General features: G+C 71.4%; 15 protein-coding genes and 1 pseudogene. 5 read left to right on the forward strand and 11 right to left on the reverse strand.

From position 1 onward, the window contains the following. Both ACIBNA_RS10015 and ACIBNA_RS10020 read right to left on the reverse strand, forming a co-directional pair. Positions 1-1,233 carry a serine hydrolase domain-containing protein gene (locus ACIBNA_RS10015; protein WP_399164745.1) on the reverse strand — a complete coding sequence of 411 codons (1,233 nt, stop codon included), beginning with the start codon at positions 1,231-1,233 and terminating at the stop codon, positions 1-3. 585 nt (positions 1,234-1,818) lie between these two features. Further along, positions 1,819-2,793, reverse strand: a pseudogene (locus ACIBNA_RS10020) (hypothetical protein); the annotation flags it as partial. A gap of 59 nt (positions 2,794-2,852) precedes the next feature. Here ACIBNA_RS10020 and ACIBNA_RS10025 point away from each other — a divergent pair. The 3 genes from ACIBNA_RS10025 to ACIBNA_RS10035 all read left to right on the forward strand — a co-directional run bounded on the left by ACIBNA_RS10025 (position 2,853) and on the right by ACIBNA_RS10035 (position 4,047). Beyond that, positions 2,853-3,146, forward strand: a complete 294-nt coding sequence (locus ACIBNA_RS10025; RefSeq protein ID WP_399164746.1) for an ArsR/SmtB family transcription factor — start codon at positions 2,853-2,855, stop codon at positions 3,144-3,146. Beyond that, positions 3,143-3,532 (forward strand): VOC family protein, encoded by a 390-nt coding sequence (locus ACIBNA_RS10030; RefSeq protein ID WP_399164747.1) that lies wholly within the window; start codon positions 3,143-3,145, stop codon positions 3,530-3,532. Before ACIBNA_RS10025 ends, ACIBNA_RS10030 begins: the two co-directional genes overlap by 4 nt. Before the next feature lie 104 nt (positions 3,533-3,636). Beyond that, positions 3,637-4,047 carry a VOC family protein gene (locus ACIBNA_RS10035; protein ID WP_399164748.1) on the forward strand — a complete coding sequence of 137 codons (411 nt, stop codon included), beginning with the start codon at positions 3,637-3,639 and terminating at the stop codon, positions 4,045-4,047. Between the two features lie 74 nt (positions 4,048-4,121). On the opposite strand, the gene ACIBNA_RS10040 is transcribed toward ACIBNA_RS10035, so the two are convergent. Continuing rightward, a complete protein-coding gene (locus ACIBNA_RS10040) occupies positions 4,122-5,480 on the reverse strand; it encodes an MFS transporter (protein ID WP_399164749.1) in 1,359 nt (452 codons plus the stop codon). Between the two features lie 177 nt (positions 5,481-5,657). Next, entirely contained in the window at positions 5,658-6,329 is a 672-nt protein-coding gene (locus tag ACIBNA_RS10045; protein ID WP_399164750.1) for a TetR/AcrR family transcriptional regulator, read from the reverse strand. Between the two features lie 137 nt (positions 6,330-6,466). On the opposite strand from ACIBNA_RS10045, the gene ACIBNA_RS10050 reads away from it, so the two are divergent. Both ACIBNA_RS10050 and ACIBNA_RS10055 read left to right on the forward strand, forming a co-directional pair. After that, positions 6,467-7,342 carry a shikimate dehydrogenase gene (locus tag ACIBNA_RS10050; protein WP_399164751.1) on the forward strand — a complete coding sequence of 292 codons (876 nt, stop codon included), beginning with the start codon at positions 6,467-6,469 and terminating at the stop codon, positions 7,340-7,342. A gap of 14 nt (positions 7,343-7,356) precedes the next feature. After that, positions 7,357-9,162, forward strand: coding sequence for a bifunctional sugar phosphate isomerase/epimerase/4-hydroxyphenylpyruvate dioxygenase family protein (locus ACIBNA_RS10055; RefSeq protein ID WP_399164752.1), 1,806 nt, complete (start codon positions 7,357-7,359; stop codon positions 9,160-9,162). Here ACIBNA_RS10055 and ACIBNA_RS10060 read toward each other — a convergent pair. The 7 genes from ACIBNA_RS10060 to tal form a co-directional block, all read right to left on the reverse strand. Further along, entirely contained in the window at positions 9,149-10,615 is a 1,467-nt protein-coding gene (locus ACIBNA_RS10060) for a membrane-associated oxidoreductase (RefSeq protein ID WP_399164753.1), read from the reverse strand. The two genes, ACIBNA_RS10055 and ACIBNA_RS10060, sit on opposite strands and share 14 nt — an antisense overlap. A gap of 123 nt (positions 10,616-10,738) precedes the next feature. Then, a complete protein-coding gene (locus ACIBNA_RS10065; protein ID WP_399164754.1) occupies positions 10,739-11,326 on the reverse strand; it encodes a histidine phosphatase family protein in 588 nt (195 codons plus the stop codon). A 4-nt stretch (positions 11,327-11,330) separates the two neighbouring features. After that, positions 11,331-12,215 (reverse strand): phosphogluconate dehydrogenase (NAD(+)-dependent, decarboxylating), encoded by an 885-nt coding sequence (gene gnd / locus ACIBNA_RS10070; protein ID WP_399164755.1) that lies wholly within the window; start codon positions 12,213-12,215, stop codon positions 11,331-11,333. Between the two features lie 6 nt (positions 12,216-12,221). Next, positions 12,222-13,880, reverse strand: coding sequence for a glucose-6-phosphate isomerase (gene pgi / locus ACIBNA_RS10075; protein ID WP_399164756.1), 1,659 nt, complete (start codon positions 13,878-13,880; stop codon positions 12,222-12,224). Continuing rightward, positions 13,873-14,808 (reverse strand): glucose-6-phosphate dehydrogenase assembly protein OpcA, encoded by a 936-nt coding sequence (opcA, locus tag ACIBNA_RS10080; RefSeq protein ID WP_399164757.1) that lies wholly within the window; start codon positions 14,806-14,808, stop codon positions 13,873-13,875. Before opcA ends, pgi begins: the two co-directional genes overlap by 8 nt. Further along, the gene (zwf, locus tag ACIBNA_RS10085; RefSeq protein WP_399164758.1) at positions 14,805-16,472 is read right to left on the reverse strand and encodes a glucose-6-phosphate dehydrogenase; all 1,668 of its coding nucleotides are present in this window, start codon (positions 16,470-16,472) and stop codon (positions 14,805-14,807) included. Before zwf ends, opcA begins: the two co-directional genes overlap by 4 nt. Continuing rightward, entirely contained in the window at positions 16,469-17,614 is a 1,146-nt protein-coding gene (gene tal, locus ACIBNA_RS10090) for a transaldolase (RefSeq protein WP_399164759.1), read from the reverse strand. Before tal ends, zwf begins: the two co-directional genes overlap by 4 nt. Positions 17,615-17,623: the final 9 nt, after the last annotated feature.

Raw genomic sequence — 17,623 nt, forward strand, 5'->3', positions numbered from 1 at the left:
TCAGCCCGAGACGGCCTCGTGGACGAACTTCTTGAGGTCGCGGAAGACCGAGTGGGAGGACCTGGGCCGCACCTGCGTCATGAACTGCACCGTCAGGTCGCGGCCCGGGTCGACCCAGAACGTCGTCGTGGCCACCCCGCTCCAGCCGTAGGCGCCGAGCCCGGACGGCACCTGGGTGCGGGACGGGTCGATCACCACGGAGACGTTGAGCCCGAAGCCGACGCCCTCGTTGCCGGGCTCGTCGTGGGCCGGGCGGCTGCCGAAGGCGCGCAGGTCGGCGCCGCCGGGCAGGTGGTTGCGGGTCATCAGGTCCACCGTCTTGGGGGCGAGCAGCCGGACGCCGTCGAGCTCGCCACGGCGGCGCAGGAACTCCATGAAGCGGTGGTAGTCGTGGGCGGAGGCCACCATGCCGCCACTGCCGGACAGGAACCGCGGCCGGCCGCCGCGCAGCGGCAGCCCGGCGATCCGCTCGATGCCGCCGCCCTCCTTCTCCCCGTACATCTCGGACAGCCGGGGCGCCTGCTCGTCCGTGACGTGGAATCCCGCGTCCGTCATACCGAGTGGCCCGAAGACCCGCTCGGCACAGAACACGTCGAGCGGCTGCCCCGACACCACCTCGACGACCCGGCCCAGGACATTGCTCGCCACCGAGTAGTTCCACTGCGTGCCCGGCTCGAACTGCAACGGCAGACTCGCGTACACCTCGATCGTCTCGGCCAGGTCCGCGCCCGGCCGCACCGACGACTCCAGACCGGCCTCGCGGTACAGGGCGTCCACCGGGTGGGTGTGGTAGAAGCCGAAGGTCAGGCCCGAGGTGTGGGTCATCAGGTGCCGGACGAGTATCGGGCCGGTGGCCGGGCGGGTCCGGACGTCGGGCCCGGAGCCGCCGACGTAGACCCGCGGGTCGGCGAAGGCAGGCAGGTGGTCGGCGACCGGGTCGTCCAGTGACAGCCGGCCCTCCTCCACCAGCAGCAGCGCGGCGACCGCGGTGACCGGTTTCGTCATGGAGTAGACCCGCCACAGCGTGTCCGGCTCGACGGGCTGCCCGGCCCCGATGTCGCGCAGGCCGTGCGTCGTGAGGTGGGCGACGCGTCCGGCGCGGGCCACTGACACGAGGAAGCCCGGAAGCCGGCCCTCGTCGACGAGCCGGGCGAAGTGCCGGTCCAGACGGCCCAGCGCCCGCGGATCCAGCCCGGCCTCACCCCGGTCGACCTCTTGTCGCAGCTGTGCCATCGCTCATCCTCCGTCGCACTCGTCGAGGTGAGATCCGGCATACCCCGACCGGACCGCCTCAGACCTCATCCTCGTGCAGGAACCATTCGTGATCACGCAGGAACCGGTGAACGACCGTCCGCGTCGTGGTGACCATGGTGGACGAGCTCTGATGACTGCCCATCAGGCCGCCCCGCACCGGCTAGGGTTGATCCACCCCAACGACCACGTGGGGGGAGTGCGGCCGCATGCTGGACCCGATCTCGCTGGGCGCGATCGGCGCGGTACCCGGAGCCGTCGACAGCCGGCATGGCCAACGAGGCCGGCAGGTGGGCCTGGGAATCGGCCGGCGGACTGGTCCGCCGGATCACCGGACGCGAGGTGCCCGCACTCACCACGCACGGGCAGGTCGACGACGTGGACCGCCTGGTCCACGAACGGGTCCGCGACAACCCCGAACTGGCTCGCGCCTGGGCGGACTTCGCGCGCGGCGTACGCGGCACCCCCGGATTCCCCACCGCCCCACCGCCCCTCCATCCTCGCCGTCCACTGGGGCTGGCGGCAGTCGGCCCGCTTCCCCGGCGGCCAGCTCCCCGCCGACGCGTGGACGGGGGCGTCGGGGTCGAGGCCGGACAGGGGAGCGGCGCCCGGGAGTACCGGTGTGCCGAGGGCGGCGGCGTAGTAGGTGACCGAGCCGTGGTCGCCGATCACGGCGTCGGCGGCGAGCAGCGCCTGGCGCCAGCCGGCCAGGGGGTCGACGAGCGTCAGGCCGGACCGGCGGGCGCGGATCTGGCCGGGGCCGTGCCCGTGCCAGACGTTGGGGTGCGGCACGGCCGCGAGACGGTACTCGTCGGCCGGGAACTCCGAGGTCAGCCGGGGCAGCAGGGACGGCAGCACGTCATCGCCGCCGTCGCCGAACAGCGACTCGGGGTTCCAGGTGGAGCTGAGGACGATCAGGCGCCGGCCCCGGCCCACACCGAGGGCGCGGCGGAAACGCTCGCGGTACGGACGGGCCGCCAGTATCCGGTGCCAGCAGGGGTCTCCGGCGATGACGGCCGTGGGCGCGGCCGCGGGGCAGACGGCACGCAGCCGTTCGTACTGCTCGGGGTGCGACAGCACGAGCACGTTCGCGATCGGCGACCCGTCCTCGCCGAGCAGCCACTCGGGCGACATCCCGAAGACGGGCGCAGGCTCCCGGCACCGCCAGCCTCTTGGTGTATCCACAGTCATGGGACGATACGGTCAACTCCCCTTGTCCTGAATGTAGTTGACCGCCAAAGCTGCTCGAAAGCGCGAGTGAGAGGACCGGAGTCCGGACCGCCTGCTCCCACGGCAGCACGGGAACGCCCGTGCCGGCCTGCAGCTCGGCGACACCGGCGCCGAACGCGGACGAGCCCGGGCAGGTCGCCGGCAACTGCACGCGCAGGTCGTCGTGAAGAGGGGCAGGACGTCGCGGAGGCGGGTCGCGGCGGTGACGTTGTGGACGACGAGGAGCACCTTGCGACTGTGGCCCCGCGTGGCCCACCGCGCCGCGTCGTCCCCGACCGGCACCCGTATCCACCCGGCCCCCGACACCGGCATCGGTCCGACGCCGGAGCCCGGTCTTGATAGGCAAGCCGTTACTTGCCTATCGTGGGGTCATGGCGGAGGATGTCTTCAAGGCGCTGGCCGACCCCACCCGTCGGCGCATCCTGGACGAGCTGGCCGAACGGGACGGCCAGAGCCTGTTCGAGATCTGCACGCGGCTGGTGACCAAGCACGGTCTGGGGCTGTCGCGCCAGGCGGTCAGTCAGCATCTGGCCGTACTGGAATCGGCAGGTCTGGTCGTTTCACGGCGCGAGGGCCGCTACAAGTTCCACGACCTGAACACCGAACCCCTTGAGCGCGTCATGACCCGATGGCTCAAGCCCGACGCAGCGGAGGAGATCTCATGAGGATTCACATCACCAGCGTCTTCGTCGACGACCAGGACAAGGCCATGCGCTTCTACACCGAGGTACTGGGCTTCGTGAAGAAGCACGACGTCCCCGTGGGCGCGGACCGGTGGCTGACCGTGGTCTCGCCGGAGGAACCCGACGGGACGGAGCTCCTGCTCGAGCCGTCCGGCCATCCCGCGGTGCAGCCGTACAAGACGGCGCTGGTCGAGGACGGCATCCCGGCCGCCTCCTTCGCCGTGGACGACGTCCAGGCGGAGTTCCAGCGGTTGCGGGGTCTGGGTGTGCGGTTCACCCAGGAGCCACTGGAGATGGGCAGCATCACCTCGGCGGTGCTGGACGACACCTGCGGCAACCTGATCCAGCTCGTCCACACCAAGGCCTAGGCTCCGGGGCCCAGGACCGAAGGCCGATGTCACGCGGCGGCCGGTTTCCTAGGCTGCGAGGCGGATCGCCGCCGCGGACCAGGACGCCACGAGAAGAGGTCGCCATGCCCGTGAACGGTCGCAGCCACATCCGGATCGCCCGCCCGTCCAGGGACCTCGCGGCGGCCGAGCGGTTCTGGCGCGAGGGGCTCGGGCTCAGTGTCGTGTGGCGGTCCGAGGGCGGAGCCGAACAGGGACACCACGACCTGCTGATGCTCGGCTGGCCCGACGCCGACTGGCATCTGGAGCTCGTGCACGAGTCGGCCCGGCCGGTGGAGCCCCGCCCCACCGAGGAGGATCTGCTGGTCGTGTACGCCGACGACCCGGTGCCGGACGATCTGATCGCCCGCTTGGAGCGGCACGGCGGCAAGCGGGTCGCATCCCCCAACCCCTACTGGAACGAATGGGGCGTCACCGTCGAGGACCCCGACGGCTATCGCCTGGTGCTGTGCCGCCGGGCGTGGTCCAACAGCTGAACGACCAGCTACCCCGCACCCGGCCGACCACCCGCCACCGGACCCGGGAGGACCCGGCAGGGAGTGGTCCGGGCTCAGGCCGTCACCTTCTCCGGCTGGGTCGTCGCCCGGGCCGGGCGTTCCCCCAGCACCTGAGTCGGAACCCGGTGCGTCTCGCGAGCCGACAGCGCGGCGATGACCGGCGGCACGCACAGGGCCGCCGTGAACAGGGCCACCGCCGACCAGTCGTCACCGCCCGGCCCCGCGATCTGCGCGGCGAACGTCACCGCGAAGCCGGCCGCCGCGAAGCCGATCTGCGTGCCGATGGCCACGCCGGACAGCCGGACCCGGGTCGTGAACATCTCGCCGTAGAAGGCGGGCCACACACCGTTCGCGGCGCTGTAGACCACGCCGAAGCAGAGGATGCCCAGCAGGAACGTCAGCAGGTACGAGCCCGTGGAGACGGCCCACAGGTACAGGAACATCGTCACCGCGCTGCCGACCGCACCGATCAGGTACACCGGGCGGCGGCCGATCCGGTCGGACAGCGTGGCCCACAGCGGGATCGCGGCGAGCGCGACGAGGTTGGCCAGGGCGCCCACCCACAGCATGGCCGTGCGCGACATGCCGACCGCGTCGCTCGTGGCGTACGCCAGCGCCCACACCGTGAAGATGGTGCTGACCGAGGCGATGAGCGCGCCCGCGATGACCCGCAGCACATCCGTCCAGTGCTCGCGCAGCAGCACGACCAGCGGCAGTTCGACGACGCCCTCCTCGGCGGCCTGCTGGGCGAAGGCCGGGGTCTCGTCCAGCTTGCGCCGGATGACGTAGCCGACGACGGCGACCGCGACGCTCAGCCAGAACGGCACCCGCCAGCCCCACGACAGCAACTGCTCCTCGGGCATCGCGGCGACCGGGATGAAGACCAGCGTGGCCAGCAACTGCCCGCCCTGCGTGCCGCTGAGGGTGAAGCTGGTGAAGAAGCCGCGCCGGCCCGGCGGCGCGTGTTCCAGCGTCATGGAGTTGGCGCCGGCCTGTTCGCCCGCCGCCGAGATGCCCTGGAGCACCCGGCACAGCACGAGCAGGACCGGGGCGAGCGTGCCGACCTGGTCCCGGGTCGGCAGACAGCCGATCAGGAACGTCGACAGGCCCATCAGCATCAGCGTGAAGACCATGATCTTCTTGCGGCCCAGCTTGTCGCCGAAGTGGCCGAGGACCAGCGCGCCGACCGGGCGGGCGGCGTACGCGACGCCGAACGTGGCCAGTGACAGCAGGGTCGCGGTGGCCGGGTCCGACTCGTCGAAGAACACCTCGGGGAAGACCAGCGCGGCGGCGCTGCCGTAGATGAAGAAGTCGTAGTACTCCAGCGCGCTGCCGATCCAGGCGGCGGTCGCGGCTTTCCTGGGCTGACCGGGCGGGGCTGCGGCCCCTTGGGGCGTGGCGGGGACGGACACGGCGGCTCCTTAGCGGGCTCCACCATAGGCGGAGTGAACAGAAGGACGAGCGAAGGGGGAAGTGCCGGATCGCGGCTAATTAACCCACTGGATAGTTAGTAGGGGTTGGCTAGGGATGCTGCGCCCGAGTGCCGCCGGTGTCAAGGGGTCGCGCGCCGGACCTTCGGCGCCGGACGTTCAGCCCGCCGCGCGCTCCGCCGTCAGATACGCGATCACCATGTCGCCCAGCATGGTGCGGTAGTGCGCGCGCTGTGCCGGGTCGACCAGGTCGCGGCCGAACAGCGCACCGAAGGTGTGCCGGTTGGAGACCCGGAAAAAGCAGAAGGAGGAGATCATCGCGTGCAGGTCCACGGCGTCGACATCCGCGGTGAACAGCCCTGACCTGCGGCCTTCCTCGAGGATGCGGCGGATGACGTCCAGCGCGGGGGAGCCGATCTTCCCGAGTTTCTCGGAGGCGGCGATGTGCTGCGCCTTGTGGATGTTCTCGATGCTGACCAGGCGGATGAAGTCCGGGTGCTGCTCGTGGTGGTCGAAGGTCAGCTCGGCGAGGCGCCGGATGGCCGCCACCGGGTCGAGGTGGTCGACGTCGAGCTGCTGCTCGGCCTCCCGGATCACGCCGTAGGCCCGCTCCAGCACGGCTGTGAACAGCTGTTGCTTGCCGCCGAAGTAGTAGTAGATCATTCGCTTCGTGGTGCGGGTGCGGGCGGCGATCTCGTCCACCCGGGCCCCGTCGTAGCCGGCCCGGGCGAACTCCTGCGTGGCGACGTCGAGGATCTCGGCCTGGGTGCGGGCGGCGTCACGGATGCGCTCGCGTTCGCCAGGACGTGCCGGTTCTTCGACGCTGGTCATCAGGTTCCTTCGGGCGGAGGGGCCGGTGCCGGTGATTGTAGAAGCAGGGCCCGCGCCCCACCGAGGGCTTCCCGGGGTCACACTCGGCTGATATAGCTAACGTACTAGTTCGTACATTAGTGAGCCGGGAGGCCCGTGTGCCGAAGGACTCGTATCTCGCCGGACTGATCGGTTCCGGTATCGGCCCGTCGCTCAGCCCGGCGCTGCACGAGCGGGAGGGCGACCGGCAGGGCCTGCGCCTGCTGTACCGGCTGATCGACATCGACCCGCTCGGGGTGCCGCCCGAGGCGGTGGGCGATCTGGTGCGGGCCGCCCGTGACCTCGGGTTCGACGGGCTCAACATCACGCATCCCTGCAAGCAGCTCGTCATCGAGCACCTGGACGCGCTCGCCCCGCAGGCCAAGGCGCTGGGCGCGGTCAACACCGTCGTCTTCGAGGACGGTCGCGCGGTCGGCCACAACACGGACGTCACCGGTTTCGCCGCGTCCTTCGCGCGCGGGCTGCCCGACGCGCCGCTGGAGCGGGTCGTGCAGCTCGGCGCCGGCGGCGCGGGCGCGGCCGTCGCGCACGCCATGCTCACCCTCGGCGCCGAGCGGGTCACCGTCGTAGACGCCCTGCCCGAACGGGCCGCCGCCCTGGCCGACTCCCTGAACCGCGCCTTCGGCCGGGGCCGTGCCGCCGCCGTGACCCCGGACCGGCAGGCGCGGCTCCTCGCACACGCCGACGGCATCGTCCACGCCACGCCCACCGGCATGGCGGCCCACCCCGGACTGCCGCTGCCCGCCGAGCTGCTCCACCCCGGGCTGTGGGTCGCCGAGGTCGTCTACCGCCCGTTGGAGACCGAACTGCTGCGCACCGCACGCGCGCTGGGCTGCGCCACCCTCGACGGCGGCGGCATGGCCGCCTTCCAGGCCGCCGACGCGTTCCGCCTGTTCACCGGGCGGGAACCGGACGCCGCCCGGATGCTGGCGGACCTGACCGAACTGGCCGGAGCCGTAGGGGCACCGAACTAGGAAGGGGTACCGACGTGCGTACGTCCATCGCCACCGTCTCCCTCAGCGGATCCCTCACCGAGAAGCTCACGGCCGCCGCCCGCGCCGGTTTCGACGGGGTGGAGATCTTCGAGAACGACCTGCTGGCCAGCCCCCTCACACCCGAGGAGATCCGCGCCCGCTGCGCCGACCTCGGCCTCACCATCGACCTGTACCAGCCGATGCGGGACATCGAGGCCGTCCCCGAGGACGAGTTCGCCCGGAACCTGCGGCGGGCCCGCCACAAGTTCGAGCTGATGCGCAGGCTAGGTGCCGACACGGTCCTCGTCTGCTCCAGCGTCTCCCCGCAGGCGGTGGACGACGACGCCCTCGCCGCCGAGCAGCTGAACCGGCTCGCCGACCTCGCCCGGGACTCCGGGATCCGGGTGGCCTACGAGGCGCTCGCCTGGGGGCGGCACGTCAGCACGTACGACCACGCCTGGCGCATCGTGGAGTCGGCCGGCCACCCCGCCCTCGGCACCTGCCTGGACAGCTTCCACATCCTCTCGCGCGGCTCTGAACCCAAGGACCTCGAAGGCATTGCGGCCATCCCCGGCGAGAAGATCTTCTTCCTCCAGCTCGCCGACGCCCCGCTGCTCGCCATGGACGTCCTCCAGTGGAGCCGCCACTACCGCTGCTTCCCCGGCCAGGGCGGCTTCGACGTCACCGGCCTGGTACGGCACGTGCTGCGCACCGGCTACGAAGGACCGCTCTCCCTGGAGGTCTTCAACGACGTCTTCCGGCAGGCCGAGGCCGGTCCGACCGCCGTCGACGCCCGGCGTTCCCTGCTGGTCCTTGAGGAGACGGTGGGCCGGGCCGCCCTGCCCGAGCCCGTCGTCCCCACCGGCGTCGCCTTCGCCGAACTGGTCACGCCGGACGCCGAACTTCTCACCACCCTGCTCGGCGCCCTCGGCTTCACCCGCACCGCCCGCCATCGCGGCAAGCCCGTCGCCCTGTGGGAGCAGGGGGACGCCCGGATCCTGGTCAACACCGGGCCGGCCGTCCGCCGGGACGGCACCCAGCTCGCCGCGATCGGGCTGGAGTCACCGGACCCGGGCGCGGCGGCCCGGCGTGCCGAGGCGCTGCTGGCCCCCGTCCTGCCGCGCCGCCGCGCACCCGAGGACGCCCCGCTCGACGCGGTCGCCGCCCCCGACGGCACGGAGCTCTTCTTCTGCGCCACCGGCCGCCCGGGCCTGCCCGACTGGCGGGCCGACTTCGAGGACACCGACCCGGCGCCCGCGCCCGCGACCGTCCGCCGCATCGACCATCTCGCGCTCACCCAGCCCTGGCACCACTTCGACGAGGCGGCCCTCTTCCACCACGGTGTGCTCGGCCTGCGGGCCCAGGAGAGCGTGGACGTCGCCGACCCCTACGGTCTGCTGCGCAGCCGTGCCGTGACCAACACCGACGGCGGCGTCCGGATCGCCCTCACCGTCGGCCCCGCGCCCACGGACGACACCGTCCACGCCCAGCACATCGCCCTGGCCACCGACGACGTGGTCGCCTCGGCCCGCCGCTTCCGGGCGGCCGGCGGCAGTCTGCTGCCCGTCCCGGCGAACTACTACGACGATCTCGCGGCCCGCTTCGAGTTCGCCGACGGCGAGCTGGAGACCTACCGCGACCTCGGCATCCTCTACGACCGCGACGCCCACGGCGTCTTCCGCCACTGTTACACCCGCACCGTCGGCCGCGTCTTCTTCGAACTGGTCCAGCGCGACGACGGCTACCGGGGCTACGGCGCCGCGAACGCCCCGGTGCGGCTGGCGGCACAGCACGCGGTGCGGGCGCTCACTGGCGGCTGACGGTCCGGGTGATGCCGGTGACGACGGTCGTGGCGAGGATCCAGCCGGTGAGGACGAGGGTGTAGGAGAGCCACTGGTATCCGTCGGTGGGTGCGAACGCGCCCTCCTGCCCGAAGGAGATCACCGGCAGCAGCAGGTCGAGGGTGTAGAAGACCGGGTTGAACTGCGGGGCCTCGTCCGCCTTCAGCGGCTGGGGGTGGTGCAGCGCGTAGGCGAGGGAGCCGATCACCAGCAGCGACACCAGCCAGCCCGCGGCGCGCAGGGGGCGGAAGCCATAGCCGACGGTGGCGTCCTGGACGTAGCCCCACAGCCGGCCGTACCAGGGCAGGGTGCCGCGGTGGCGGCGCTGCTTGGCGAGCTGGACGATCCGGGCGGCCCGGTCGTCGCCGATGCGGCGGTAGGCGGCGGTCAACTGCTCATAGGCGTGCGGGACATAGCCCTCGCGGTCCCGCTCCAGCATCGCCAGGCGCTGCTCGGCGGGCTCATGCGGGGAGAGGGAGGCGTAGACGAGGCTGTCGAGCAGGACCTCGTCGGGCACCGAATCCGCTTCCAGGAAGAGGACATCCAACTGGGCGCGACGCAGGTTGAGAGTGCCCGACATGGGCGGGCTCTTGCGCAGCCAGAGCTCCCCGATCGTGCAACTGCTCGCCCGCAGCGCCGCGTCACCGGGGTTCACCAGGCGGGCGCGGGAGAGGTCCAGACGGCCCGCGATGCGGGCGCCGCGCAGGCCGATCCAGCCGCGCACGTCCGCGTCGCGAAGCAGGACATCGCCCTCCACCGTGAGGGTGACCGCGTCGAGGGCGGCCTCACCGGCACCGGCTGTCAGCCGCGCCGCCGTGAGGTCGATCGTGCCGGCGGTCGACGCGCCCGTCAGGCGCACCTCGCCGCGTGTCCGCATGCCCTGTGCGGACAGGCCGTCGCCGATGGTCACGTGGTTGAGCTGGAGCGCGGGCTGTCCGGCGGGCGGTTCGCCGATGTCGGCCCCGTCCATGAACAGCGCCCCGGAGATCTGCGCGCCGCCGAGCCGCACGGGCCCGTCGAACAGGCAGTCCGACATGCGCAGCACGCCGTCCACGCGCAGGGTGGCGGCGTCCAGTCCGGGCAGGACGGAGTCGCGCAGGTTCAGCTGGCGCAGCCGCGCCCCGTACAGGACGGGCACGTCCTCGAAGAAGCAGTCGCTGAGGCGCACGGCGTGGTCGACCTCTGCGTACTTGAGGTCCAGCACGCCCGTGATCCGCGCGCCCGCCAGCCGGAGGGCGGCCGTCTCCCCGTCCTCTTGCGGGGCGCTCAGCAGCAGGGCCCGCAACACGGCCGCCCGTACGGTCCGTTCGGGTCCCCAGTCAGCGCCCCGCGCCGGGTCCTCGTCCGCCGGCCCCCGGAAGCCCACGTCGTCCCCGCGCGGAAAGGCCCGCCACACCCGCTCCTCGGCGGGTGTCATGTCGTCGATCTGCATCGACCTGGACTCTGACGCGCCCGGCCGGAGGCTGTCAACTCACCTCCGGCCGGGGCCGGTCAGGGCCTGTTGCGAGAGTGCGTGCCGGGCGTCGCGCGGCAGGCGGCACTTTCGTAACAGGCCCTATGCCCTGGTGTTCCACTCCGCGATCACAGGCCGCCCGTGCTCGGTCGACAGCCGGCAGACCGTGCCCGTCTCCAGGCGGAACAGCCGCCCCTCCGACGGCGGCAGGCCCAGCCGGCGGGCGGTCAGGACGCGGAGGAAATGGCCGTGCGCCACCAGCAGCACATCGCCCCCGGGCAGCGCGTCGGCCACCCGGGACAGCACCCGGTCGGCCCGCTCGCCGACCTCCTCGGGGGACTCGCCCGGCTTGCCGTCGGGGCCGGGCGGGCCTCCGTCGGTCCACAGGTCCCAGTCGGGACGGGTGCGGTGTATCTCCTCGGTGGTGACGCCCTCGTAGGCGCCGTAGTACCACTCGTGCAGGTCCGCGTCCCGCACGGCCCCCGTCAGGCCCGCGAGTTCGGCGGTGCGCACCGCGCGGCCGAGCGGGCTGGTGAGGACCAGCGCGAAGGAACGGCCCGCCAGGAGCGGAGTCAGCGACTTGGCCTGCTCCTCGCCGTTCGAGGTGAGGGGCAGGTCGGTGAAGCTGGTGTGCTGTCCGCTCCGGCTCCACTCCGTCTCGCCGTGGCGGACCAGCAGCAGATCGCCCACGGTGCTACGCCTTCTTCGCCGACTCGACGGCGTGGCCGCCGAACTGGTTGCGCAGCGCCGCGATCATCTTCATCTGCGGCGAGTCGTCCTGCCGGGAGGCGAACCGGGAGAAGAGGGAGGCGGTGATCGCGGGCAGCGGCACGGAGTTGTCGATCGCGGCCTCCACGGTCCAGCGTCCCTCGCCGGAGTCCTGGGCGTAGCCCCGCAGGGTCTCCAGGTGCTCGTCCTCGTCGAGCGCGTTGACCGCGAGGTCGAGCAGCCAGGAGCGGATGACGGTGCCGTCCTGCCAGGAGCGGAACACCTCGCGGACGTTGTCCACCGAGTCCACGGCCTCCAGCAGCTCCCAGCCCTCGGCGTAGGCCTGCATCATCGCGTACTCGATGCCGTTGTGGACCATCTTCGCGAAGTGCCCGGCGCCCACCCGGCCCGCGTGCACGAAGCCGTACGGGCCCTCCGGCTTGAGCGCCTCGAAGATCGGCCGGAGCCGGTCGACGTACTCCTTCTCGCCGCCGACCATCAGGGCGTAGCCGTTTTTCAGGCCCCACACGCCGCCCGAGACGCCCGCGTCGACGAAGCCGATGCCGCGCTTGCTCAGCTCCTCGGCGTGCTTCTCGTCGTCCGTCCAGCGGGAGTTGCCGCCGTCGACCACCGTGTCGTACGGCTTGAGGAGGTCCGCCAGACGGTCGATGACGTGCTGGGTGGGGTCGCCGGCCGGGACCATGACCCAGACCGTGCGCGGCGCCTGAAGCTGGTCGACGAGGTCGGCGAGGCTGGCGACGTCGGACTTCTCCGGGTCGGTGTCGTAGCCGACGACTGTGTGGCCGGCGTTGCGCAGGCGCTCGCGCATGTTGCCGCCCATCTTGCCGAGACCCACAAGACCGATCTGCATGTCAGTTCACTTCCCGAGTTTGCGGTAGGCGGCCACCAGAGCGGCCGTGGACGAATCGAGACCGGGGACATTCGCGCCCTCGGTCAGGGCGGGCTCGACGCGCTTGGCGAGGACCTTGCCGAGCTCGACGCCCCACTGGTCGAAGGAGTCGATGTTCCAGACCGCGCCCTGCACGAACACCTTGTGCTCGTAGAGGGCGACCAGCTGGCCGAGGACCGACGGGGTCAGTTCGGTGGCCAGGATCGTCGTGGTGGGGCGGTTGCCCTTGAACGTGCGGTGCGGCACCTGCTCCCCGGGCACACCCTCGGCCCGCACCTCCTCGGCGGTCTTGCCGAAGGCGAGCGCCTGCCCCTGCGCGAACAGGTTGGCCATCAGCAGGTCGTGCTGCGCCTTCAGTTCGTCGCCCAGCTCGGCGACGGGCCGCGCGAAGCCGATCAGGTCGGCGGGGATGAGCTTGGTGCCCTGGTGGATCAACTGGTAGTAGGCGTGCTGCCCGTTGGTGCCCGGCGTGCCCCACACGACCGGCCCCGTCTGCCACTGGACGGGACGGCCGTCGCGGTCCACCGACTTGCCGTTGGACTCCATGTCGAGCTGCTGGAGGTAGGCGGTGAACTTCGACAGGTAGTGGCTGTACGGCAGGACGGCGTGCGACTGGGCGCCGTGGAAGTTGCCGTACCAGATGCCGAGCAGGCCCATGATGAGCGGGGCGTTGGCCTGGGCGGGGGCGTTGCGGAAGTGCTCGTCGACGATGCGGAAGCCGTCGAGCATCTCCCGGAAGCGGTCCGGGCCGATCGCGATCATCAGGGAGAGGCCGATCGCGGAGTCGTACGAGTAGCGGCCGCCGACCCAGTCCCAGAACTCGAACATGTTGTCGACGTCGATGCCGAAGTCCGCGACCTTCTCGGCGTTCGTGGACAGCGCCACGAAGTGCTTGGCCACCGCCTTCTCGTCGCCCCCGAGCCCTTCCAGCAGCCAGGAGCGAGCCGAGGTCGCGTTCGTGATGGTCTCGATCGTGGTGAAGGTCTTGGACGCGACGATGAACAGCGTCTGTGCCGGGTCCAGGTCGCGGATGGCCTCGTGCAGGTCGGAGCCGTCCACGTTCGACACGAAGCGGAACGTCAGCTCCCGGGCGGTGAACGGCCGCAGCGCGTCGTACGCCATCGCCGGGCCGAGATCGGAGCCGCCGATGCCGATGTTGACGACGTTCCGGATGCGCTTGCCGGTGTGCCCGGTCCACTCCCCGGAGCGCACCCGGTTCGCGAAGCCGGACATCTTCTCGAGCACGGCGTGCACACCCGGGACGACGTTCTCGCCGTCGACCTCGATCACCGCGTTCCGCGGGGCGCGCAGCGCGGTGTGCAGCACGGCCCGGTTCTCGGTGACGTTGATCTTCTCGCCGCGGAACATGGCGTCGCGCTGCCCGAACACGTCGGTGGCGGTGGCCAGCTCCTGGAGCAGCGCCAGCGTCTCGTCGGTGACCAGGTGCTTGGAGTAGTCGATGCGCAGGTCGCCCACGTGCACGACGTAGCGCTCGGCGCGCCCCGGGTCCGCGGCGAACAGCTCACGCAGGTCCGGCTGCGGCAGGGCGTCCGTGCGGTGGTCCTCCAGGGCGGTCCACTCGGGCCGCCGCGTGAGCTTGGGGGAGCCGGAGGGGGAGTCAGACATGAGCAGGGGTCTCCTCGGTTGCCTCGCCGTTCAGGGCGATGGCGTACATCTCGTCCGCGTCGAGGCGCCTCAGCTCCTCGGCGATGAGTTCGGAGGTGGCACGGACCTTCAACGCGAGGGTGCGGGAGGGCTGGCCCGGCAGGGAGAGCGTGGCCAGCGGCCCCTCGGGGCGGTCGATGAGGATCTCGCCGTTCTCCGTGCCCAGGCGGACGGCCGTCACGACCGGCCCGGCGGTGACCACGCGGTCGACCTGGACGTGCAGCCGGGCCTCCAGCCAGCGGGCGAGCAGCTCGGCGGCCGGGTTCTCGGCCTCGGCCTCCACGGCCGCCGAGACGACCCGCGCCCGGGCCTGGTCCAGCGCCGCCGCCAGCATCGAACGCCAGGGCGTCAGCCGGGTCCAGGCGAGGTCGGTGTCGCCGGGCGCGTAGGAGCGGACCCGGGCCTCGAGCATCGTCAGGGGGTCCTCGACGGCGTACAGGTCGGTGATCCGCCGCTGGGCCAGCGCCCCGAGCGGGTCCTTCGAGGGCACCTCCGGGGCGTCCACCGGCCACCAGACCACCACCGGGGCGTCCGGCAGCAGCAGCGGCAGCACCACCGAGTCGGCGTGGTCGGACACCTCGCCGTAGGTCCGCAGCACCACGGTCTCACCGGTGCCCGCGTCGGCGCCGACCCGGACTTCGGCGTCGAGCCGGGACTGGGTGCGGTCGCGCGGGGTGCGGGCGTGCCGCTTGATGACGACCAGGGTGCGCGAGGGGTGCTCGTGCGAGGCCTCCTCGGCCGCCTTGATCGCGTCGTAGGCGTTCTCCTCGTCCGTGACGATCACCATCGTCAGGACCATGCCCACGGCGGGCGTGCCGATGGCGCGGCGGCCCTGCACCAGCGCCTTGTTGATCTTGCTTGCCGTGGTGTCGGTCAGGTCGATCTTCATGGCCTGCGCCAGCTCCGTCCGTCTCGTGCGAGCATCTCGTCGGCTTCCGCGGGTCCCCAGCTGCCCGAGGAGTACTGCGCGGGCCGGCCGTGCGTGGCCCAGTACTGCTCGATCGGGTCGAGGATCTTCCAGGACTCTTCCACTTCCTGGTGACGGGGGAACAGATTGGCGTCGCCCAGGAGGACGTCCAGGATCAGCCGTTCGTACGCCTCCGGGCTCGATTCGGTGAACGACTCGCCGTAGGCGAAGTCCATCGTCACGTCCCGGATCTCCATCGACGTGCCCGGCACCTTGGAGCCGAACCGCACCGTCATGCCCTCGTCCGGCTGGACGCGGATGACGATCGCGTTCTGGCCCAGCTCCTCGGTCGCGGTGGAGTCGAAGGGGGAGTGCGGAGCCCGCTGGAAGACCACCGCGATCTCCGTCACCCGGCGGCCCAGCCGCTTGCCGGTGCGCAGATAGAACGGCACACCCGCCCAGCGGCGGTTGTCCACCTGGAGCTTGATCGCGGCGTAGGTGTCGGTCGAGGAGGCCTGGTCGATGCCCTCCTCCTCCAGATAGCCGCGGACCTTCGTGCCGCCCTGCCAGGCCGCCGCGTACTGCCCGCGCACGGTGTGCCTGCCCAGGTCCTCGGGCAGCCGCACGGCCCGCAGCACCTTCAGCTTCTCGGTGAGCAGCGACGCCGCGTCGAAGGCGGCGGGCTCCTCCATCGCGGTGAGCGCCATCAGCTGCAGGAGATGGTTCTGGATGACGTCACGGGCGGCGCCGATGCCGTCGTAGTACCCCGCCCGGCCGCCGATGCCGATGTCCTCGGCCATGGTGATCTGCACATGGTCGACGTACGACCGGTTCCAGATCGGTTCGAACATCTGGTTGGCGAAGCGCAGCGCCAGGATGTTCTGGACGGTCTCCTTGCCGAGGTAGTGGTCGATGCGGAAGACCTGCTCCGGGTCGAACACGTCGTGCACGATCGCGTTCAGCTCGCAGGCGCTGTCGAGGTCGTGCCCGAACGGCTTTTCGATGACCGCGCGGCGCCAGGAGCCCTCCTGGGCGTCAGCCAGCTTGTGCTTCTTCAGCTGCTGGACGACCTTGGGGAAGAACTTCGGCGGCACCGAGAGGTAGAAGGCGTAGTTGCCGCTGGTGCCCCGGGAGGCGTCCAGCTCCTCGACGGCCGAGCGCAGCTGCTTGAACGCCGTGTCGTCGTCGAAGTCACCCGGGATGAACCGCATGCCCTCGGCGAGCTGCTGCCAGACCTCCTCGCGGAACGGGGTGCGCGCGTGCTCACGGACCGCGTCGTGCACCACCTGCGCGAAGTCCTGGTCCTCCCAGTCCCGGCGGGCGAAACCCACCAGCGAGAAGCCCGGCGGCAGCAGACCCCGGTTGGCCAGGTCGTACACGGCCGGCATCAGCTTCTTGCGGGACAGGTCGCCGGTCACACCGAAGATGACGAGCCCGGACGGACCCGCGATCCTGGGCAGACGGCGGTCGCGCGCGTCACGCAGCGGATTGGTGAAGTCGGGGGCGGTGTGCTCCGTGCGCGGGGCGGCATGGCCGCTCACCCCGGTCTGCTCGACCCCGGCGGCCTCCTGGGCGGCCCGGGCCTCCTTTTCCTCCCTGGTTCCAATGGTCTCCTGCTCGGCCGTCTGGGGGATGCCCTCACTCATGCCGCGTCAACTCCCTTGCTGTTCAAGGACTTGGTGACCGCCTCCAGCAGGTCCTGCCAGGCCACCTCGAACTTGGCGACGCCTTCGTCCTCCAGTTGCCGCACCACCTCGTCGTAGGAAATGCCGAGCCGCTCGACGGCCGCCAGGTCGGCGCGCGCCTGGGCGTAACCGCCGGTGACGGTGTCGCCCTGGACGTCACCGTGGTCGGCGACGGCGTTCAGCGTGGCCTCCGGCATGGTGTTGACCGTGCCGGGGGCGACCAGTTCGTCCACGTACAGGGTGTCCTTGTAAGCGGGGTCCTTCACACCGGTGGAGGCCCAAAGGGGGCGCTGCCGGTTCGCACGGGCACCGCTCAGGGCCTGCCAGCGCGGCCCGGCGAAGACCTGTTCGTACGCCTCGTAGGCGAGCCGCGCGTTGGCCAGGGCCGCCCTGCCCTTCAGGGCGAGGGCCTCGTCCGTGCCCAGCAGCGTCAGCCGCTTGTCGATCTCGGAGTCGACACGGGAGACGAAGAAGGACGCGACCGAGTGGACGGCCGACAGGTCGAGACCGGCCGCCTGCGCCTTCTCCAGGCCGGCGATATAGGCGTCCATCACCTCGCGGTAGCGCTCCAGGGAGAAGATCAGCGTCACGTTCACGCTGATGCCCGCGCCGATCACCTCGGTGATCGCCGGCAGGCCGGCCTTCGTCGCCGGGATCTTGATCATCACATTGGGGCGGTCCACCAGCCAGGCCAGCTGCCGGGCCTCGGCGACGGTCGCCGCGGTGTTGTGGGCCAGCCGCGGGTCGACCTCGATGGACACCCGGCCGTCCTGGCCGCCGGTGGCGTCGTACACCGGCCGCAGGACGTCGGCGGCGGCCCGGACGTCGGCCGTCGTCATCATCCGGACGGCCTCGTCGACGGTGACGCCCCGCACCGCCAGGTCGGCGAGCTGTTCCTCGTAGCCCTCACCGGAGCCGATGGCGGCCTGGAAGATGGACGGGTTGGTGGTGACGCCGACGACGTTCCCCGTCGCCACGAGCCCGGCCAGGTCGCCGGACTCGATCCGCCGGCGGGACAGGTCGTCCAGCCAGATCGACACGCCCTCGTCGGACAGGCGCTTGAGTGCTCCCGCGCTCGCGGTCGCTTCGGTCACAGTGATCATCTTCTTTCG

Origin of the sequence: Streptomyces sp. NPDC050164, assembly GCF_044459945.1 — a bacterium.
In the GTDB taxonomy this organism is placed as follows: Bacteria; Actinomycetota; Actinomycetes; order Streptomycetales; family Streptomycetaceae; genus Streptomyces; species Streptomyces coeruleorubidus_A.